Below are 22,124 nucleotides of genomic sequence, written 5' to 3'. Positions count from 1 at the left end.
TATAAAGCACTCAATAAGAGTGCTTTTTTAATGAGAACAATTAAAACTATTTATCTAATCTAAGTTAACTTAAACTACTATTTTTAAAAACAATAAAAGCGAGAATTAAATATGAAGTTATGGAATGTTGTTGCAATTATTATTGTCAGTTTATTAAGCTCAAAAGTATTAGCAGATATTCATTTAAACACCCCCTCTCAGCTTAAACTTAAAATTGTTAATAATGAAATATCAAAAAATGAGAATCCTCTCTTATTAGAGAATGGTAAAAATCAGATAGCATTTCGTTATGAGGATCGTTACCGCTCAGCTGGCGAAGATGTTTTTTTTACATCAGATATTATATTACTTACTTTTGAAGGTCATGATAACAACTACTTTATAACCTTACCTAAATTACGTACGGAAAGTGAACGTACAGACTTTAATAATAATCCTGTCATCATATTAAAAGATAGTAATGGTAAAACAGTATCATTTGAACAAGGGAAGCTACTCAAGAATGGTATTCAATTTAATCGAGACTTAATCTCAGAACTGCGTGTTTACAATCAAACATCTCAACTCGCTTCATTAAAGCAACCGACGTCAATTATTAGCGTTGCCGATAACCAGTCTGAAACTGATGTTGCAGGTAAAATGTTAGATTATTGGTACAGTAAAGCGGATGAAAAGACTCGTGCAGCATTTAAAGCTCGTATTAATTAGAATATGCACACATAAAAATCAACTCTACTTGATTCAGTAGAGTTTGATAATTATGACTCTACATAATAGCCTCTCATTTCCCTCCCCTCTCGACCAAAAAACAATAATAAAGTCTTATTAAATAAAAAATACAATTTTTTATATTTAGAAAGGGCAAGGTATCGACTCTAATGTCAAACACATCACTTTGTAAAAGCTAATGATCATATTAAAAATAAAACAAAATAAAACAATCACTTACATAAATATCGATTCGCTCATAAATCATTAAGACACGAGTAATTTTAATCGGTAAGGTTACCTAATCATTCCATACAACATCCTCTGACTCTATTAATTAGGGTTGTTACTGCTGTACAGAAAATAAATTAAAATCAACATATTAGAGCTGCAACAACAAGTTGGCACATATATTTCATTATGATCTGTAATATTTATTTTTTACCTTTTAAGCCCTATATATCCTTAATCACGCACTAAGAAATGATAAAAGCGCACTGAAATGAGGCGCAATGGCATTAAGATAATAAATATTAAACTTTATTGATTTTCGCATCAATGAAGCTTGTCTATTAAGCTTTGTATGTTATCTAAACAATACTATTAATATTGAATTAGTTTAAATATCTTATGAGATTTGAACCTATATTAGGAGAATGCTTTGACAACAATACCTGTTTGGGATGCTCATACTTGCGTTCCTTTAATTCCAGAGTACGATTTAGCATCGCTACAACGCCATATAGACTGTGGCGCCTATTATATTTCAATCAATATCGGGATGGACTTTAATCCACTGAGTGACATTATTCAGATAATAGCAGGATTTAGACAGCGCATCAGCGAACTCGGTTTTTTAATACAAGTAGAAAGTTTTGCCGATGTTGAACGTGCCCAACGCGAAGGTAAATTAGCCGTTTCCTTTGATTTAGAAGGTGGCGTCCCGTTACATGAAAGCCCTGCGATGGTCGGATTACTTGCAAAACTTGGCGTACGACAAATACATTTAGCCTACAACCGCAGTAATTCTCTTGCGGGTGGTTGTCACGATGAAGACATTGGCTTAACGCCTAAAGGCCGAGACATCGTAGATGCTATTAATGCCAATAAATTGTTTATGGATGTTTCCCATACCGGATACCGCACCAGTATGGAAATTTTCGAATATTCAGATAAACCAGTGATCATTAGCCATGGCAATCCTCGCGCACTCAAAGATCACGGACGAAATTATCGAGATGATCAACTACAAGCCTGCGCAGCTAGCGGTGGCGTAGTTTGCATAAATGGCGTAGCGCGATTCTTAAACTCCCCACAAGCTAACGCTGAAAGTATGGTGGAAGCCATCGATTATCTCGTTCAATTAATTGGGCCATCGCATGTTGGTGTCGGCTTAGATTATGTTTACGATAATCATTTAGATGATGGGTCAGAAGGTTTAGATACGAATCTTTGGTGGCCACCTGAACACGGTTACAGTAAATCAAATGATGGATTTTTAAATCTTTTATTCGCCCCACCAGAACGTTTTTTAGAAATGTCAGTACTACTTGAAAAACGCGGTTACACACAATCTGATATCGCTGCTATCTATGGAAAAAACATGAACACCCTAGCCCAAAAAGTTTGGTGTTAACAACACATTGGAAATAAATCCCTTGGCCTCACCGTCAGGAAATACGGAGATAACAATATGAAGTCACTTTTTAAAAAAGCACGCCATCTAGCGGGAGCGACTAGTTTAGCCCTTGCGCTTTCTACAGGAACGGTATCAGCAGCGACACCTAAAGATTCTTTAGTTGTAGGCTGGCAATTCGATGACATTATTACGTTAGATAGCGCGGAAGCCTTTGAATTTTCTGGCTCTGAAGTTATCGGTAATACTTACGATCGTTTAATTAGTTACGATCCAAATGATGTCTCAAAAATATTTGGCCAAGCAGCCGAAAGTTGGACAATCAGCGAAGATGGTAAAACCTTTACTTTTAAAATTCGCAAAGGGATTAAATTCGCCTCCGGTAATGAAATGACCGCTGAAGATGCTGCATTTTCATTACAACGTGCGGTTATCCTCAATAAAGCGCCTGGTTTTATATTAACGCAATTTGGTCTTAACGAAACCAATGTAAAAGACAAAGTCAAAGCCATTGATGCAGATACACTCGTCTTTGAAACCGATAAAGCCTACGCACCAACTTTCGTTTTGTACTGTTTAACCGCAACCATTGCGTCAGTTGTAGATAAAGAAGAAGTCATGAAACATGCAGTCGATGGTGACATGGGGCTTGCTTGGTTACGTACTCATTATGCTGGTTCTGGTCCTTTCAAAGTAGAGCAATGGAAGCCGTCTGAGATTGTTGTATTAAGTGCCAATCAAAATTACTGGAATGGTGTTCCGGCAATGAAAAATGTGTTTCTTCGTCATATTGGTGAATCTTCCGTTCAACAATTATTACTTGAGAAAGGCGATATTGATATTGCCCGTAATCTCGAAACCGAACAGTTAAAAAGTGTTGAAGATAATAAAGAGATTAAGTTAATTAAAAAAGGTAAAGGGACGCTTTATTACCTTTCAATGAATATGAAAGATCCTATCTTAGCTAAACCTAAAGTGCAGCAAGCGCTTAAATATCTAATCGATTACAAAGGGTTAGCAGATACAGTTTGGGATGGGCGTGGTCAAATACAACAGGCATTTCTACCTAAAGGTTTCCTTGGTGCATTGGAAGATCAACCTTTCTCATTAGATGTTGAAAAAGCAAAAGAGTTATTAACTGAAGCCGGTTATCCTGATGGTTTCGATGTTGAGTTAATCGTTCGAAACAGCCCTATACGTGTCGATACGGCAAAATCAATTCAAACAACCTTTGCTAAAGTAGGTATCAAGGTTAAGTTAATTCCTATGGATGGTAAACAGGTTCTAACGGTATACCGTGCACGTAAACATCAACTATTCTTTGGTACATGGGGCCCAGATTATCAAGACCCACATACCAATGCAGATACTTTTGCTAAGAACTTAGACAATAGTGATGATGCGAAATCAAAACCAGTCGCTTGGCGTAATGCCTACGCGCCCGAGCAAATGACTAAAGATACGCTTGCCGCGTTAGTCGAACGCGATGCTGATAAACGTGCAGCGATGTATTTAGCAATTCAAAAGGAACATCAACAAACAGCACCTTTCGCTTTTGTTATGCAAGAACAAGAAGTTGCTGGTGTGCGCGCTAACATCGATGGATTTGTATTAGGTCCATCCTTCGATAGTAACTCTTACAAAGACGTTGTGAAGAAATAATGGGAAGTTCATTATCAAAGGGCAGTTATCAGGCTGCCCTTTCTTCTTTTTATACTAAAAAAGCAAAACCATTCATCCACTTTTTCAGCATGTTGGCGATGACTTTCTTCGGCTTATTATTACTCACCTTTGTGATTGGTCGAATGATGCCAACGGATCCCGTTATTGCTGTGATTGGTGATAAAGCACCTGAAGCACTCTATCAAGCCACATATATTGAAATGGGGCTAGATAAACCTATTATCACGCAGTTTTTCTACTATCTTAACGGTGTATTACATGGCGACTTAGGTACCTCTGTCCGTACTGCAAACTTAGTCACCGATGATATCCTTAACTATTTTCCAGCAACTCTAGAACTGGCTACCCTCGCCACTATTTTTGGCATGCTAATTGGTATTCCAATGGGAGTCATTGCAGCCGTCAATCAGAATAAATGGCAAGATAATCTGGTTCGAATTTTTGGATTGATTGGACATAGTGCCCCGATATTTTGGCTAGCAATGATCGCCATTGTTGTTTTTTATCAACATTTAGATTGGGTCGCCGCACCAGAAGGTCGACTCAGTGTGATGTATGAATATACGCTTCCGAAAGTGACCAATATGGTATTAATCGATACCGTATTAGCACAGGATTGGGGGGCCTTTAAAGATGCCTTTGCCCATATTATTCTACCCGCTTCTTTACTTTCCTATTACAGTATTGCCTACCTCAGCCGTATGACGCGATCTTTTATGCTTGATCAACTTAATCAAGAATATGTCATTACTGCACGAGTAAAAGGGGTTTCTGAAACCGCTATTATTTGGAAACACGCACTCGGTAATGCTTGGGTTCCTTTGATCACTGTTATCGCTCTGACCTATGCTTCTCTCTTAGAAGGGTCAGTGTTAACAGAAATTGTATTTTCTTGGCCGGGATTAGGCCGTTACATTACCGACGCCCTACTCGCAGCAGACATGAATGCGGTGCTTGGGGGCACGATCGTCATCGGTTTCGTTTTTATACTGTTAAATTTAACCTCTGATTTACTCTATAAAGTCTTTGATCCGAGAGTAAAATAAGCATGCATATTATTAAACATTTCTCATCCAGAAGTGCTAACAAGGTTTCTCAAAAATGACGGAGTTAAAAGGTTGGCTGTTAGCCGAAAACCCAGATTCAAGAACACAAGCAGCATTTGGACGTGGCTATTTAGGTTGGCTACGCTTTTATCATAATCCTCTCGCTATGATTGGTTTTGTTATTGTGCTTACGCTGCTATTAATAGCGCTATTTGCCCCGTATATTGCCCCCGAAGGTATTAGCAGTGGACTAACAGGTGACGCCCTTAAAAATGCGCGTTTTCTACCGCCCTCTGCTGAGCATTGGTTTGGCACCGATGGCCAAGCTAACGATGTGTTTAGTCGCATTGTTATTGGTAGCCGCATAACACTGGTTATCGTTGCCTTAGTGATTTTCACCGCCCCAATATTAGGCTTTATTATCGGTACTGTTTCTGGCTACTTTGGTGGTTGGGTTGATATCTTATTAATGCGTATTACTGATGTATTTCTCGCTTTTCCTAAATTAGTGCTCGCATTAGCACTCGCTGCAGCATTAGGTCGAGGTTTAGAGTCGGCCATTTTCGCGATTGCAATCACCTCTTGGCCCGCTTACGCACGACTCGCCAGAGCCGAGACATTAACGATTCGTAATACCGATTACTTAGCAGCGGCAAAACTACAAGGCGCAAGTCATTGGCGATTAATTTCAGGCCATATCATGCCACTATGTTTATCGTCACTGATTGTCCGCGTCACCTTAGATATGGCGGGCATTATTTTAACCGCCGCTGGTTTAGGTTTCCTTGGTTTAGGTGCACAGCCTCCAACACCTGAATGGGGTGCAATGATTGCAGAAGGACGCGACTATATTCTCAGTTACTGGTGGTTAGCCACTTTTCCTGGCCTTGCCATTTTTACCGTGGCACTTGGCTTTAACCTTCTTGGTGACGGTCTACGCGATGTCTTAGATCCTAAATCAGGAGGTCAACATTAATGACTTATATCGGTAATAACAATGATCACTTACTGGAAGTGAAAAATCTCAATGTTGAATTCCCCTCGGTACATGGTTCAGTTCATGCGGTGCGTGATATCTCTTTTAAAATGGGCCATGAGAAAATAGCCATTGTAGGTGAATCAGGTTCAGGAAAATCACAAACAGGCCGTGCTATATTAGGATTGAGCCCAGGTAATGTCACCGCCGAAAAACTCTTTTTTGATGGCGTAGATTTACAAGGTTTGTCCGCTCGTGATTATCGAGAGATCCGCGGTAAACGTATTTCGATGGTGATGCAAGATCCTAAATACTCACTCAATCCAGTAATGACCGTTGGTAAACAAATGATTGAAGCCTGCCAAATTCAAATGAAAGTATCTAAGAAACAAGCGATATCCCGCTGTATTGAAATGCTTGAAGCTGTTCGCATTCGAAATCCACAACGAGTTTTTAATACCTACCCTCACGAAGTATCCGGAGGCATGGGACAACGTATTATGATTGCCATGATGCTACTGTCCAGTCCTGATCTGTTAATTGCCGATGAGCCGACATCAGCACTCGATGTAACCGTACAATTACAAGTATTAGCGATTATGGACGACCTCGTCAAAGAGCGTGGTATGGGACTTATTTTAATCTCACACGACTTGCCCTTAGTTGCCAGTTTCTGCGATCGTATATTGGTCATGTATGCAGGAAGAATTGTAGAGGAACTTGAAGCCAGCAAACTCGACCAAGCACAACACCCTTATACCAAAGGTCTACTTTCTTGCCTACCAAATAATGCAATTAAGGGGCAACCTATAGCGACACTGCAACGCCAAGATAGTTGGTTGGATGGAACTTTAAATGCACAAGGTAAATTAATATGACCGACCCTAAAATACCCGCCATCACAATCAATGATTTATCGATTCATTTCGGTAGCGGTGACGAATTAGTAAAAGCCGTCGATCATGTTTCTTTTACCGTTCCCGCTCAACAGTCTTTTGGATTAGTTGGTGAATCAGGCTCAGGAAAGTCAACAATTTTACGTGCCCTTGCCGGGTTGAATACGCATTGTGATGGACAAATGTTACTGGAAGGAGAGTCATTACAAAGTGCTCGTAGTAAAGCTTTTTATAAAAAAGTACAGATGGTATTCCAAGATCCTTATGCATCGCTTCACCCTCGCCATACCATCGACAAAATACTCGCAGAACCACTTGCTATTCATGGTTTTAAAAACACCGAACAACGTATTGCAAAAGTGATGGAGCAGGTCGCCCTTCCCAATAAATTTCGATTTCGTTATCCACATCAGTTATCTGGTGGGCAACGTCAACGTGTTGCAATTGCTCGTGCTTTAATTTTAGAACCTAAAATTTTATTACTTGATGAACCGACCTCTGCACTCGATGTTTCCATACAGGCTGAGATTCTCAATTTATTGAATCAATTACGCGAAGAATTATCTTTGACTTACATATTAGTGAGTCACGATTTGGCAGTCGTATCCTACATGTGTGAACAAATTGCGGTTATGCAACATGGTAAACTTGTCGAACTTTTGCAGGTTGATCAGCAAGGGAAAACAGATGCTAAAGATCCGTATACTTTGCAACTTAATTTAGCCTCAAAGGGTTACGATCGAGCAGTCATTGAACAATTTATCGACCATGATTGATATGTTAAATTGCTATGAGCAGGCAATGGAAAATCGATATGAGCCAGAAAAAATATGACTAAAAAATAAGTTTATGATGAGTATTGATCAAGTTTTAGGAGATGACAGTTATTGAAGCCTAAATAACCAACTCAGGGTCTGTTGTTATGTTTATTTTAAGAGGAATAAACAGGTTAAAGTTAAAGACATGATATCAAAAGCTTTATTTACGAATACATTACCAGAAAAGTAGTTATTAAAGGCTGATGCAACAAAAATACAATGGCAATGAATATTAAAAGCAACTTTAAAATATAAACATGGTTAACACATTAACCATGCTTATATTTAGCTCAATATTAAAAGCGAAAGGCTTAACGTTTCGCTGCAATATCACGCAAAGCTTGTTTTTCAGCTGCTGATAAGAATGCGATGTCTAAGCCATTAATTTGTGTTTGTTTTATTTGCTCAAGAGACAAACCTGCTTTAGGCGCGGCAACTTCATACTCGAAAGGTAACTCAATCCCTTCTACTGCTGGGTCATCAGTATTAAGTGATGCCATCACACCGTGGTTTAAGAATGTCTTAATAGGGTGTTGAGTAATATCAGCAATGGTACTGGTTTGTATATTCGAAGTAATACAAGACTCAATACCAATATTGTTTGCTACAAGATAATCCATTAATTTAAGATCTTCGATTGCTTTTACACCGTGACCAATACGCTCAGCACCCAATGATTGAATTGCCTGCCATATACTTTCAGGTCCAGCAGCTTCACCTGCATGCACTGTTACACGTAAGCCAGCATCACGTACTTGTTTAAAGTGATTAACAAATAAGTCACCAGGTTTTCCTAATTCGTCTCCCGCTAAATCGATAGCAACCAATTTATCTTTTTGACTAAGCAGCCCATCTAATTCAATTTGGCATGCTTCTGTACCGTAAGAACGGCTCATAATACCGATTAAATTAGTTTTAACGTTAAAGTCTTTACTACCAGCAGCAACGCCGGCGACAACCGCTTCAACAACGCCCTGAACAGGTAAGTTATGCTTCAACGCCATGTAATACGGAGAGAAACGCAGTTCCGTATAATCAATGCGAGCATTTTTAGCATCTTCAACATTTTCATAAGCCACTTGATAACAAGCATCTAAGTCACCTAAAACAGCAACACCCCAGTCTAATTTAGATAAAAAAGCCACCAAATTTGGTTCAGTTTCAATGACCTGTACAAATGGACGCAATGTTTCAATGTTAGTAGCAGGTAATGTTAGATTAAATTTTTGACCCAATTGTAAAATAGTTTCAATACGAATATTGCCATCTAAATGTCGATGTATATCAGTTAGAGGTAGATTTTTAGTGATCATTTTTTATTCCTTTGTATTGAAACTCTAATGGAACTCAAGCCACCTTAAAATGTAATTTCCGAGGTTACAAAATAAGGTAGCTTGAATTCAACTAGTATAAAGAGTGTGGTTATTTTTTGTTACTAGCAAATCTTTAATAAATCTACATTTAAAAAATATTTTAAGCTAGTTAACATAATATGTTGTTATTAGTCGTTTATTATTTAAGTTCAACTATTCATCTATCGCCAAAAACATTTTTAGTAAAGGCAGGAAAATAGCCTTGTTTTTAATAATTCAGGGATAGCTTAGTGAGTTATAACTTAACGAGTTGTAACTCACTGGGTGCACTTGGATATACTAGGTACAACGAGTTATAGTCTAGTGCTATTTTTAATATTCAACATTGTTACCACGAATAACTTCGTAGACTTGTGGCTCAATAGCCACTTTCTTATCTGCACAATGGATAGCATTTAAGACATTCTTTTGCGTTTCCATAAATTGCTGCTCTGTTTGAGCATGGACCATCGCAATAGGTGTTTGTGCATCGATCTTATCGCCAATACTAATTAGCTCGCTTAAGCCTACCGCAAAGTCGATAGCATCAGTCGCGACACGACGTCCGCCGCCCATATTAACGACAGACATACCAACCTCACGCGCATCAATTGCACTGACATAACCACTTTGTGTGCTGTAGATAGGTCTAATAATGGCAGACTTAACCAAATGATCATCGTAATTTTCAACGAAATCAGTTGGACCACCAAGACCTGATACCATTTTCCCAAATAGCTCAGCAGCTTTACCGTTACCCAATACAGCTTGTAACTTTATATATGCTTGTTGTGTATTGTCAACTAGATTTGCTGATACCAACATTTCAGCACAAAGCGACATAGTGACTTCATGTAATCTTGGATTAACGTACTCACCTGTTAAGAATTGAACCGCTTCTCTTACTTCAACAGCGTTACCTGCACTACTTGCTAGCACTTGATCCATATTAGTAATTAAAGCAGAGGTTTTACAGCCAGCACCATTTGCGACGGCAACAATGCTATTAGCAAGTTGTTGTGATTGTTCATAAGTGGGCATAAAAGCACCGCTACCCGCTTTGACATCCATGACTAACGCATCTAACCCTGCTGCTAGTTTTTTAGATAAAATAGAAGCTGTGATTAGCGGGATTGATTCAACGGTTGCAGTAATATCACGAGTGGCATAAAAGCGCTTGTCTGCAGGTGCTAAGTTGGCACTTTGCCCTATAATCGCCACACCCGTTGTTTTGACAACGTCTCTAAAATGTTGGTTAGTCACAGTAGTTTGATAACCAGGGATAGCATCTAATTTATCTAGTGTGCCTCCCGTATGGCCTAAGCCACGACCAGAGATCATCGGTACATAACCGCCACAAGCAGCAACCATTGGTCCGAGCATTAAAGAGGTCACATCCCCGACACCACCCGTTGAATGTTTATCGACAATAGGACCATTTAAATTCAATGAAGACCAATCTAAGACTTCACCAGAGTCGCGCATTGCAGACGCTAAAGCGACTCGTTCATTCATATTCATGTCTTGAAAGTAAATAGCCATCGCAAAGGCAGCGATTTGGCTTTCACTGATACTATTATCAGTAATACCTTGAATGAAGAAGTTAATTTCTTGATTAGTTAATACTTTTCCATCACGTTTATGGCGGATGATTTCTTGGGGTACTAGGATCATATACAAACTCCGAAAATAGATAGGTATTTGATTAAGCGATTTGCAAATAATACACAATGCATTTGCAAATAACTCAAGAGAGTGTGAGTTGTTATAGGTAAGATGACTTGCAGGATAAAGAATTATCCTGCAAGTTTTTTAGACTAACCACTGATAAGGTGAATGTGATTAGGTGTCGCTATTTTTAGAACTTGTAAGTCACAGCAAAGTAATGACCCAAGCCAGTTGTTTTACCTGCAAAACCACCATCTCTCAGACCGTAAACATCTTTAAACGCTTTTAATCCGTAACCTACAGCAAAGTTTTCTGAATGCCAGTAAATACCATTGTACCAAACACCACCGTTATCCGTTTTAAGTGCAGCAAAATCATCATCTACACCAAATTGATAATCGATATAACCTTGGTACGAAAAGAACGAACCATTTTCGAAGAAGTAAAAAGGTTTAAACCAGTTAGTAGAAACTTGGAAACCATCCCAATCTTTCTCATTTAAATCGTAAAGGGCATAAAAATTTAAACCTACTTTACCTAACCATGGCACCATTACATCAGAACCAATACCCCAAAACGAGTTATTCACTGTTTCAGTTTCAATAGCATTACCAGTTGCATCAAAAACAGTAGATCCACCACCACCCCAATTAAATAAAGTTGCAAAATAAAGTTCTTGAACAGGACCAAAAGATAAATCTGTACCGGTTAATCCATCAAGCGATATACGAGGAGCAAATTTAATAAATATTTTTTCCGAATCAGCTTTATCTGAAGAATCACTGCTTGCTAAGTTAAACACATCAGCATAACCATAGTAATCTAAAATCCCAGAACGTCCGCCAAATTCAAGTTCTAAGTAATCATGATTTGACTCACCTGGCAATTCATTCACGGCATACATCAAGTTACCTTGTAGCCAGTTATAATCATTCTTGTGCGTGTCACCATCCGTGTAATCGGCTGCAAAGGCAGGCATTGCAGCTGTTACAGCGAGCCCAAGTGCTAATAATGTTTTTTTCATTGTTAAATTCCTTTTTAAAAGTAAAAAATGTTAAATGATAATTTCTAATGCTAAAGTTTTTCCAAAGCTCAATAATAATATTTTATACTCACTATCGCGCACACTATGTAGTGAATATAAAATGCCTGACATTAATGCTATAAAATAAACTTCAACGTCAGGTCTTTTTCACACTCTTTTATTCTGCAACTACAGAATCAAGTGCGATTAATACCATCTCATTAAAGCTTGTTTGACGCTCATCAGAAGATAGTTGTTCGCCAGTACGGATATGATCCGATACCGTCAAAATACATAACGCTTTTGCACCATATTCAGCAGCAACACCATATAAACCAGCGGCTTCCATTTCTACACCTAAAATATTGTATTTTTCTAGTGTGTCGAATACTTGTGGCTCAGGCGTATAGAAAGTATCAGCAGAAAATATATTCCCTACTTGTGCTTTAATACCATGAGCTCGTGCTGCGTTTACTGCTTTTTCTAATAGCTCGTAACTCGCGATAGCCGCGAAATCATGGTTAGCAAAACGAATACGATTTGCTTTTGAGTCTGTTGAAGCACCCATACCGATGATCACATCACGCACTTTGATATCAGGACTAACCGCGCCACAACTACCCACACGGATAATGCTTTTAACGCCGTAATCTTTAATCAGTTCCGTTGCATAAATTGAGCAAGAAGGAATGCCCATACCACTTCCCATTACTGATATTTTCTTACCTTTGTAAGTACCAGTAAAACCTAACATGTTACGTACATCAGTTACTTGCACTACATCTTCTAAAAAGTTGTCTGCAATGTACTTTGCGCGTAGTGGGTCGCCAGGCATTAATACTGTTTCTGCAAATGCGCCATCGACTGCGTTAATATGTGGTGTTGCCATCTTTATTTCTCCAAAATTTTATTTAAAAATACTTTTACCGTATTCAAGATCAGGTAACTGGTGGTATTCCGCAATGGTTTGACCGATATCAGCAAACGTATCGCGAAGTCCTACCGAACCTGCTGGGACATTTTCTCCGTAGAAAATAACCGGAATATGTTCACGAGTATGGTCTGAACCAGGCCATGTAGGATCACATCCGTGATCCGCCGATAATACTAATAAGTCATCTTTATCCATTAACTCAAGCATTTCCGGCAAACGTGTATCAAAATATTCAAGTGCAGCGGCATAGCCTGCCACGTTGCGTCGATGACCAAAATCAGCATCAAAATTTACAAAGTTTGTAAAAATAATGGTTTCTTTTTTCGCCTCTTTTAACGACTGTAACGTTGCATCGAACAATGCTTCAAGACCATTCGCTTTAATGGCTTGCGTAATACCTTGCGCTGCAAATATGTCAGAGATTTTACCGATACTAACCACTTCTCCACCGGCATTTTTCATGCGATCAAGTAATGTTTCAGAAGGCGGTAATACTGAGTAATCATGACGATTACCTGTACGAGCAAAATCACCTGCTTTATCACCTGAGAATGGACGCGCAATAACACGGCCAATATTGTAAGGTTCTAATAATTCACGGGCAATTTCACATAGTTCATATAAGCGATCTAAACCATACGTTTCTTCATGACAAGCAATCTGAAAAACACTGTCACTTGATGTGTAGAATATAGGCTTACCTGTCTTGATATGTTCTTCACCAAGCTCGTCTAAAATAACCGTACCTGATGAATGACAGTTACCTAAATAGCCAGCAATACCTGAACGTTCAACAATCGCATCCAACAATTCTTGCGGGAAACTGTTTTGCTTTGATTTAAAGTAGCCCCATTCATATAAAACAGGTGCTCCTGTAATTTCCCAATGTCCACTTGGTGTATCTTTACCAGTAGAGATCTCTTGAGCATGACCATAAGCTGAGATGGGTACAATAGATTCATCCAATCCCATCGGGAACTCACCTGAACTGCCTTGGCAAGCATGTGCTAGCCCCAGTTTAGTTAAATTAGGAATAAACAAAGGACCTTTACGTCCGATATCAGCTTCACCTGCAGCACAAAGTTTTGCAATGCTACCAAAAGTATTAGCGCCAACATCATTAAATACGGTGCCGTCTGCTAAGCTACCTTCAAATTTGTCAGCATCATGGCTTGCGCCTATGCCTAAAGAATCAAGTAATAAAAAAATAGTACGTTTCATTAGTAACCTCCTGTCTCAACAGGTTTGCCAGCTAAATTAAGCTCAGATAATAAGCTTGCTAACAAACTTGAAGCGCCAAAACGGAAATGTTCGGCATTAACCCAATCATCGCCCATAATGTCACGAGCAAGCTGCATATAATCATTTGCTGTTTGTGCATTTTTCACACCACCAGCGGCTTTAAAACCAACGTTTTTGCCCGACTTCTTAATCGCGCCAATCATCACTTCAGTTGCTTCTAATGTTGCATTAACAGGTACTTTTCCTGTTGATGTTTTAATAAAATCAGCACCCGCTTCAATACAGATCAAGCTTGCTTGTTCAATCAACTCAGGTGTTTTTAATTCGCCCGTTTCGATGATCACTTTTAATGTGACTTCTTTGCCACAAACTTCACGGCAAGCTTTAACCATCTCTTCACCGACAGTTGCATTACCAGCAATCAGTGCACGGTATGGAAAAACTAAATCAACTTCGTCTGCGCCATAAGCAACAGCCGCTTTGGTTTCAGCAACAGCAATTTCAATATCATCATTACCGTGTGGAAAATTGGTCACTGTTGCGATTTTAATATCCGCTGTGCTTTGTGCTTTTAATGTTTTACGCGCGATAGGAATAAAGCGAGGGTAAATACAAACAGCGGCGGTATAGCCTGCAGCGCTATTTGCTTGCTGACATAATTCAATGACTTTTTGGTCTGTATCGTTATCATTAAGCGTAGTTAAATCCATCAAATGAATTGCTTGTCGCGATGCTTGTTGTAAATCACTCATTTTAAAAATCCTTTGATTTCATTGTTAGTTAATATTAACCACTTAATATTAATCACTTAAAACTCAGCACTTAACATGAACAACTTAAGGGTCAGTATTTAAGTGTTAGTACTATCAATTTCAGTACTTAAGTTTCAATAATTAGGGTTTAGCATTTATGTTTATAGCGAGAAACGTAAATGCTAAAACCTAAAAGAAAGTATTATTGAGGGCTCTTTACGAGCACCTCAATATTTTTAGCTATTTTTTATATAACTCTATGCAATACTTAGTGCAAAGAAGATACCGACTAATGTTGCACTCATTAAGTTAGATAATGTACCAGCCATTACCGCTTTCAAACCTAAACGAGCAATATCAGGGCGACGTGACGGGGCTAATACACCTAGACCACCTAATAAAATAGCCATCGAAGATAGGTTAGCAAAACCACATAAAGCAACAGTGATAATAACTTGAGAGTGTTCACTTAACGCATCTTTAACACCCATGAAGTTGATGTAAGCAACAAACTCATTCACTACTAGCTTTTGACCTAAAAGACTACCTGCTACAACGGCTTCAGACCATGGGATACCAATTAAGAAAGCGATTGGTGCAAATAAGTAACCTAAAATTTGTTCCAGTGTTAATGCTTGAATACCAATAACATCACCAAATGAACCTAAGATAGTATTAATTAAAGCAATTAATGCGATGAATGCAATTAACATTGCACCAACATTTAACGCTAATTTAAGACCTGAAGAAGCACCTGACGCCGCGGCATCGATAACATTAACAGGTTTATCTTCGTCATCATCGGCAGCTAATTCTTCAGCTGTTAGCTCTTTAGCAACTTCAGTTTCTGGCTCAAGAATTTTTGCCATTAATAAGCCACCAGGTGCAGCCATGAAAGAAGCAGCGATTAAGTATTCAAGACTAACACCTAGCGATGCATAACCTACTAATACAGAACCGGCTACCGAAGCTAAACCACCACACATAACAGCGAATAACTCAGAGCGAGTCATGTGTTTAATGTAAGGTTTAACGACTAATGGCGCTTCAGTTTGACCAACAAATACGTTAGCAGCTGCAGACATTGATTCAGTACGGCTAGTGCCTAACAATTTTTGTAATGCACCACCAAATATTTTGATAATGAATTGCATAATACCTAGGTAATACAGTACAGCCATGAATGACGCAAAGAAGATAATGATAGGGAGTACTTTAAAAGCAAAGACAAAACCGCCACCGCCAAATACTTCAAACATTTTGCCAGAGACTAAACCACCAAATAGGAAGCTAACACCGGCGTTGGCACTATTAATTACACCTTGAACTGCAGCTGAAATACCCTGTAGAAATGACGCGCCCCACGGAGTAAATATAACAAAAGCAGGTATAATTGCTTGTATCGCGAAAGCACCACCAACAGTACGGTAGTTAATTGATTTTTTATGCTTAGAAAAAATAAAAGCAATTAACAGTAAGGAAATAATCCCCACTAAACCCATGATGATTTGCATATTTGTACTCCATTTCATTTATGTCAATTTGACTGAAGAATAACCCAACAGTCATCTTCATCTAATATCCTGGCCAACCCAGGCATGTATAATCCGAGATATTCGAATATTGGCTGGTTTGTTATTTCCTTAACAAACCAAATTTCTTAAACAATGACTATAATTTTTCCATGATCATTGTTTCTAATTTATTTTGATCGATAGCAAAATTGCGAATACCTTCCGCTAATTTTTCAATGGCCATCGGGTCTTGATTATGATCCCATAAAAACTCAGCTTCCGTTAACGGTGCTGGGGTTGCTTTTACATCGACATCAGAAAATAATTTGGTTTCAACCTGCCCTTCTGTCTCACTTAGCTCTTGTAATAATTGTGGGCTAATCGTTAAACGGTCACAGCCAGCAAGCTCTAAAATTTCACCTATGTTTCTGAAACTTGCGCCCATCACAACCGTTTTATAACCGTGTGCTTTGTAGTAGTCGTAAATTTTACTTACAGACAAGACACCAGGGTCTTCAGCAGCAGAAAAGTCTGTTCCCTGCTTCGCTTTATACCAATCCATAATGCGGCCAACAAATGGCGAAATTAAAAACACATTGGCTTCAGCACAAGCCTGTGCCTGTGCGAATGAAAAAAGCAGCGTGAGATTACAGTTAATCCCTTCTTTTTCAAGTACTTTAGCTGCTTGAATACCGTTCCAAGTAGCCGCTAGCTTGATTAAGATACGATCATTGTTTATTCCTGCATCGTTATACATTTTTATCAATTGACGGGCTTTCGCTAAACTTGCATCAGTGTCGTAAGAAAGGCGCGCATCAACTTCTGTAGAAATGCGACCAGGTATTGTTTTTAAAATCTCTTTACCAATATTGACAGCCAACATGTCACAAGCAATCTCAACTTGTTGTTGCTTGTCTGCACTTTGTTTTTTTGCATAATCAATAGCGTCAGCAATAAGGGGAGCATAGGCTTCAATCGTTGCCGCTTTTAAGATAAGTGATGGATTAGTTGTTGCATCTTCTGGTTGGTATTGTTTAATTGCTTCAATATCACCGGTATCTGCAACAACGGTTGTTACTTTGCGTAACTGCTCTAATTTATTTTGCATATTTATTTCCTTTCACTCTATTCATCCTTAACAAGCTGAAACAACTTAGAAGGCATTTTATCTTTAATATAAAAGATATTTTTACGATAAAAAAAGGGATAAGCTAATGCTTATTGATGGTTTAATAAAACCAATGTCAACACCCCAAACAATTCAAAAACACCTGACTGTATAATTCAATTCAAATTGATAAAGATAATGTTAAAAAGTTAGTCTGTATCTCTAAAATCTATCTGTAAACAACGTCACTGTTTTTCTTAATTCTTTCTTTCTTGCGATTTCGTTATTAACAAATTTTAGGGATTCGAACCATCTTAAAATGAGATCTAAGTCACTAGAATTAACATTGCAATCTTTGCATTTGCTGGTGCTAACAAAATATGTTGTTTATGTTAAAGTGGCACACAGAGGTGAACATTATGTTTGATATTAGAAAAGACTTTAATTGTTGCAAAACAATAAGTTGCAAAAATTTTGGTGTAAATGGAAGCGAAGACTATGTTTATAAAAGTAGACGTTTAGGTTACCTTTCAGTGGAATGTAAGGCCTGTGGAAGTAATCCACCTTGGATCAATAACGAATTAATTGAAAATATCCAAAAAGAAAAGCTAACGTTTCACTTCGCTAGAAAAATTACACACTGCAAACACTGCTATCAATATTTCTTTTTTAATGAAAAAAACACTGCGAAATTACATGGTTTTACAGGGGCTGGAACACAACGTTTAAAGTGTAATAATTGTCATCGTATATATAGTTTAGGTCGACATAAAAATATTGATGCGATTAGACAAGTATTACAGACGATTATTGATAATTTAGACATCAATGTCGCGATTAGAAAAACAGGGTTATCGGCACGCCTTTATTACTTTTATCTTGAAAAGTTGTCACTCTTATTTACTAATTATAGCCGTTTAAAAGAGCAAGATGTGATGGAACGTAAGTACATTGCACTACAAACTGAAGGTAAGGTTTTACATTTACACCATAAACGTGGTTTTTATACACTCCTTAGTGCAGAAGCTGAAAGCGGCTATGTTTTATTACAAACGAATAACTTAACTAAACAAAAGCTACTTGAACGAGATGTTTATAACACCTGTGAAAATACGATCATTAAAGATACTCATGCGAATAATGTAGAAAATGAAATCAAACAGCATTATCAACAAACGTTATATCGCAAGCATTTTGAGAAGTTATTGATTGGAGAAATAAAGGCCATTAACCATTGCAACTTGCTGTATCCCAATAAGCTCGTTTATGTGCATTTTTCATTATTAAGAGCTTTTATTCAAAAAGCACAGCGTTATAGTCATTACATCGAATTAGAAAGTAGCATTCGAGCAGCTGCCGTCATGTCAGCGTATCCAGAAATTAAAACGGGTAAAGCAGATGTGTATTATTATTTGCCCTTTCTGAATAACCAAGAAGTACTTAATAATAAAAAAATAGGTTGGTGGGGTGATCGTTGGTTTAGCTTTGAACTCGGTGCTTATTCTTCAATTACTAATAACTCAAAAAATGACATCCCTTTTCACTTGAATGATACGGATCACTTAAATCGTTATTACACCTATTTAGAACAAAACTTAAATAAAAGCTTAAATAGCTTCAATACCATTGCTAATTTTTCAGAAATTCATCGAGTATTATTTAATTTTTGTCAGGCTCATCGAGATAAAACACCTGCGATGTCATTTGGCTTGATAGAGAGTGCTTTAACTGCAACTGAGTTATTAAATGAAGCAATTTATTTAAGTGATTATACAGAGTAAGTATGAAGGAAATAGTCAAAATTAAAGGTTAAAAAAGAAGGTAAAAAACTAATATCATTTAGTACTAAAATCAGTTTTGTGCCTTCAAATTAAAACATAAAGTGTTTAAAGCTCAGCACCTAAAAAAGCAAAAGGCAATAAATCTGCAATCGTATTCTGTGTGTATACCGATTCTGATTCATAACTATAAACGAGGCAATCATTCATCGATTGCTCTGCGATTACTTGGCGACATGATCCACAAGGGTGTGCTGTCACTAACAGTTTTTCTGCGTTACGAGCAGCAATATGTACTTCTTGAATATCACCTTTAGTAATGCCTTCCGCAACAGCAGTAAAAATAGCATTACGTTCAGCACAAATAGTCGTCGGGTAAGCAGCAGATTCTACATTGACACCTTTAAACTCTCGTCCATCTTTACAGACAACGACAGACGCGACATTAAAGCCTGAGTAAGGCGCAGAGCTGTTATCTAATAACACTTTTAATTCACTAAAGTAATTCTTCTTCATTTTATATTCCCTGATTTTTATAGCTTTAAATGTTAATCGCTACTATTTATTTTAATAACTTCTTAGCGGCTGCAACAACGATTGATATCGCGTGAGACTCTGTTTTTTTCATGGTTGCTTCGTCTGGAATCTCTTGCTGCGTACGGTTAACAATAACCCCAGCGACACAAGCGGCTGCCCATCCTTGCGATGCACACATCGTAAATAAGGTAGATGATTCCATTTCATAATTTAGTACGCCAAGTTCTTGCCACTCTTGCATCGAACCTTGGAATTGACGAATAACGCGACCAGATACCGTATCATAGCGTTCTTGGCCAGGGTAAAAAGTATCACTTGATGCAGTAATACCCACATGAGGTTCGATATTCGCATCACGACACGCCGCTACCATGGCTGTCGTTGCATTAAAATCAGCAACAGCAGGATATTCCAACGGTGCAAAATGTAAACTTGCTCCATCTAAACGAACCGATGCTTGTGTCACAATCACATCACCCACATTCACATGCGGTTGAATTGCACCAGTCGTACCAATACGTAAGAAAGTACGAACACCTAATTGTGCAAGTTCTTCCACTGCAATAGACGTTGATGGACCACCAATACCCGTTGAACAAACCACTACTGCTTTAGCGTCGATATACGCAAGATAAATAGTATATTCGCGATGGCTTGCTAAAAACGTCGCATTATCCATTAATTCAGCAATGCGCTTAACACGCTCAGGATCGCCCGGTACAATCGCTAACGTTGCACCATCTAACATCGCTTTAGTTAATCCTAAATGAAATACATCAGACATAATATTTTCCTTTTCAAAAGGCAGCCACACTGCCACAAGTTAGTTTATTTAAATATTTAATTTATAAGTTAATCGTGGTGCTCACTCAATTAGCAACAATGAAATCGAACACCTTAAATGATTCATCTGTTTAGTCTGCTTTAGTAACACGAGTTGTGCTGATCAGACCGAAAATGAAAGGCGTATATTTAAAAAGTAAAATCAGTGTATTTAGTAAACAGACAACAAAGTGAGATCTAGATCGATACAATGGGTAAAAAATAGAGCAGATATTTTCTATACACAAAATATGTGGTTATAAAAATAGAGGATGCTTTGTGATTTTTGTTCATTAAGTTTAATAACATAATATTGCATGTAATAAAGCATTGTTTAGCCATCAACCAAGTTCACATTCAAGTATTTTAAAAGTGTCTTAAACGCTATAGTGAAAATGGCTTAAAAAAGTATGAGGGTAAATAACATTCATCTTTTCCATTAAAACATCATAAGAATCAATTACTTTAATTATAAAGAAAGGAGCGAAACTAGAGATAAAGATAAAGTGACCGCTAACGGTAAAATTAAAGCGATAAACATTTCTGATATTGCTTATTCGCTAAATAAACCACTCGTTTACTCGCCCAACTTTCTAACTTCCAATTTTGGATAAATGCGCAATGTCCGCCATTTTTCTGTAAATCAATAGTTAACCATTCAGAGGAAAACAGATCATTTAACTGTTTAGCCGGAATCATAGGATCATCTAAAGAGGTTATGATGGTGGTAGGAATAGCAAGTTTACTTAAACCATTTCCGAGGATCGAATAACCTTCAAAATATTCTTGCGTGCTAGTAAAATCAGTATGTCCAATAACAAAGAATTCATTCATTTCATCTAATGTTTTTAGCTTTTTAAGTTGTTCGCCATAAGTGAAATGATTATGGTGTTTTAGCTTTTTAAATAAAGAGCTTTTCCATCGTTTAACAAAATATTTTTCATAGATAAAAAAGCCGTTATTTAATTCATTCATTGTCGTAGGGGGATCTAATAAAGGACAAACTGCAATGGCTTGTTCTAGCTTTATATTGTGTTCTTTGGCTAAGTTAGCAACGCGTAAACAGAAATTTCCACCTAAAGAATACCCACACAATAGATTATGTGCGCCACCGTATTTTTGACATAAGAATTTTACTGCTTCTACAATTTCTTCTAAACGCATTGAATTAAAAAGATCTTTATTTAAATGCTGCGTGCCACCATGATCTCTAAAGTTTAAACGAAATACATCGTAACCATCATCTAATAACTTTTGACCATTAGATAACATATACAAAGATTCAGAGCACCCTTCCCAACCGTGTAAAAGAATGGCTACCCCTTTACATGCAGCTTTAGTTTTTGAAAGTGAACCAAGTAATTTTACACCTTGGGGAGTGGTAATCACTTCTGATTGGGAAGATGTTAGTAACTCAGCACTCCGACGTTTCTCAAAGAACTTACGTGGACCAGCACTCGACAATATAGATTGTAAATGTTTGTTAGAAAGTCCTTTTGCAGGTATAAACTGTTCCATGTGACTCCAACGTCATTAAGTTTGAGATTTTATCTACCGCAGTGAAACGAAAGACAAAGAATACGATTTTCAATCTAAAGAAAAGACTTATAGACATCACCTTAGAATAACG

General features: G+C 37.8%; 19 protein-coding genes. 8 read left to right on the top strand and 11 right to left on the bottom strand.

The features are described from left to right. Positions 1-111 precede the first annotated feature (111 nt). From SP041_RS11090 to SP041_RS11060, 7 genes are all read left to right on the top strand, one after another. A complete protein-coding gene (locus SP041_RS11090; RefSeq protein WP_137297771.1) occupies positions 112-708 on the top strand; it encodes a DUF2057 domain-containing protein in 597 nt (198 codons plus the stop codon). A 661-nt stretch (positions 709-1,369) separates the two neighbouring features. Further along, positions 1,370-2,344: a membrane dipeptidase gene (locus tag SP041_RS11085; RefSeq protein ID WP_137297770.1), complete on the top strand. Its 975-nt coding sequence runs from the start codon at positions 1,370-1,372 to the stop codon at positions 2,342-2,344. A gap of 57 nt (positions 2,345-2,401) precedes the next feature. After that, positions 2,402-4,006 carry an ABC transporter substrate-binding protein gene (locus tag SP041_RS11080; RefSeq protein WP_137297769.1) on the top strand — a complete coding sequence of 535 codons (1,605 nt, stop codon included), beginning with the start codon at positions 2,402-2,404 and terminating at the stop codon, positions 4,004-4,006. Next, positions 4,006-5,073 carry an ABC transporter permease gene (locus SP041_RS11075; RefSeq protein ID WP_137297768.1) on the top strand — a complete coding sequence of 356 codons (1,068 nt, stop codon included), beginning with the start codon at positions 4,006-4,008 and terminating at the stop codon, positions 5,071-5,073. Before SP041_RS11080 ends, SP041_RS11075 begins: the two co-directional genes overlap by 1 nt. Positions 5,074-5,128: 55 nt before the next feature. Continuing rightward, positions 5,129-6,049: an ABC transporter permease gene (locus tag SP041_RS11070; protein ID WP_137297767.1), complete on the top strand. Its 921-nt coding sequence runs from the start codon at positions 5,129-5,131 to the stop codon at positions 6,047-6,049. Next, positions 6,049-6,927: an ABC transporter ATP-binding protein gene (locus SP041_RS11065; protein WP_137297766.1), complete on the top strand. Its 879-nt coding sequence runs from the start codon at positions 6,049-6,051 to the stop codon at positions 6,925-6,927. The genes SP041_RS11070 and SP041_RS11065 overlap by 1 nt, the downstream gene beginning before the upstream one ends. Continuing rightward, entirely contained in the window at positions 6,924-7,721 is a 798-nt protein-coding gene (locus SP041_RS11060) for an ABC transporter ATP-binding protein (RefSeq protein WP_137297765.1), read from the top strand. Before SP041_RS11065 ends, SP041_RS11060 begins: the two co-directional genes overlap by 4 nt. Positions 7,722-8,074: 353 nt before the next feature. Here the strand turns inward: SP041_RS11060 and add are convergent, their stop codons facing one another. The 8 genes from add to tal all read right to left on the bottom strand — a co-directional run bounded on the left by add (position 8,075) and on the right by tal (position 17,357). Then, positions 8,075-9,076: an adenosine deaminase gene (add, locus tag SP041_RS11055; RefSeq protein ID WP_137297764.1), complete on the bottom strand. Its 1,002-nt coding sequence runs from the start codon at positions 9,074-9,076 to the stop codon at positions 8,075-8,077. 372 nt (positions 9,077-9,448) lie between these two features. Beyond that, positions 9,449-10,786, bottom strand: coding sequence for a thymidine phosphorylase (gene deoA / locus SP041_RS11050; RefSeq protein WP_137297815.1), 1,338 nt, complete (start codon positions 10,784-10,786; stop codon positions 9,449-9,451). 187 nt (positions 10,787-10,973) lie between these two features. Beyond that, on the bottom strand, positions 10,974-11,807 hold the full coding sequence (locus SP041_RS11045) for an outer membrane protein OmpK (RefSeq protein WP_137297763.1): 834 nt from the start codon (positions 11,805-11,807) through the stop codon (positions 10,974-10,976). 178 nt (positions 11,808-11,985) lie between these two features. Further along, entirely contained in the window at positions 11,986-12,696 is a 711-nt protein-coding gene (deoD, locus tag SP041_RS11040; protein WP_137297762.1) for a purine-nucleoside phosphorylase, read from the bottom strand. A gap of 18 nt (positions 12,697-12,714) precedes the next feature. Beyond that, positions 12,715-13,962 (bottom strand): phosphopentomutase, encoded by a 1,248-nt coding sequence (locus SP041_RS11035; RefSeq protein WP_137297761.1) that lies wholly within the window; start codon positions 13,960-13,962, stop codon positions 12,715-12,717. Beyond that, a complete protein-coding gene (gene deoC / locus SP041_RS11030) occupies positions 13,962-14,735 on the bottom strand; it encodes a deoxyribose-phosphate aldolase (protein WP_137297760.1) in 774 nt (257 codons plus the stop codon). Before deoC ends, SP041_RS11035 begins: the two co-directional genes overlap by 1 nt. Before the next feature lie 257 nt (positions 14,736-14,992). After that, on the bottom strand, positions 14,993-16,249 hold the full coding sequence (locus SP041_RS11025; RefSeq protein WP_137297759.1) for a NupC/NupG family nucleoside CNT transporter: 1,257 nt from the start codon (positions 16,247-16,249) through the stop codon (positions 14,993-14,995). A gap of 157 nt (positions 16,250-16,406) precedes the next feature. Then, a complete protein-coding gene (gene tal / locus SP041_RS11020) occupies positions 16,407-17,357 on the bottom strand; it encodes a transaldolase (protein WP_137297758.1) in 951 nt (316 codons plus the stop codon). A gap of 419 nt (positions 17,358-17,776) precedes the next feature. Here tal and SP041_RS11015 point away from each other — a divergent pair, with 419 nt between their 5' ends. After that, on the top strand, positions 17,777-19,138 hold the full coding sequence (locus SP041_RS11015; RefSeq protein WP_025562623.1) for a hypothetical protein: 1,362 nt from the start codon (positions 17,777-17,779) through the stop codon (positions 19,136-19,138). Positions 19,139-19,243: 105 nt separating this feature from the next. Here SP041_RS11015 and cdd read toward each other — a convergent pair whose 3' ends face one another. The 3 genes from cdd to SP041_RS11000 all read right to left on the bottom strand — a co-directional run bounded on the left by cdd (position 19,244) and on the right by SP041_RS11000 (position 22,012). Further along, on the bottom strand, positions 19,244-19,651 hold the full coding sequence (cdd, locus tag SP041_RS11010; RefSeq protein WP_025562622.1) for a cytidine deaminase: 408 nt from the start codon (positions 19,649-19,651) through the stop codon (positions 19,244-19,246). Between the two features lie 46 nt (positions 19,652-19,697). Then, positions 19,698-20,456 (bottom strand): uridine phosphorylase, encoded by a 759-nt coding sequence (gene udp, locus SP041_RS11005; protein WP_025562621.1) that lies wholly within the window; start codon positions 20,454-20,456, stop codon positions 19,698-19,700. A gap of 563 nt (positions 20,457-21,019) precedes the next feature. Next, a complete protein-coding gene (locus SP041_RS11000) occupies positions 21,020-22,012 on the bottom strand; it encodes an alpha/beta fold hydrolase (protein WP_025562620.1) in 993 nt (330 codons plus the stop codon). Between the last annotated feature and the right edge of the window lie 112 nt (positions 22,013-22,124).

Source organism: Psychromonas sp. SP041, assembly GCF_000470315.2.
Lineage (GTDB): Bacteria > Pseudomonadota > Gammaproteobacteria > Enterobacterales > Psychromonadaceae > Psychromonas.
Note: the sequence above shows the minus strand (reverse complement) of the source record. Positions and strands in the feature narration are given on the sequence as shown.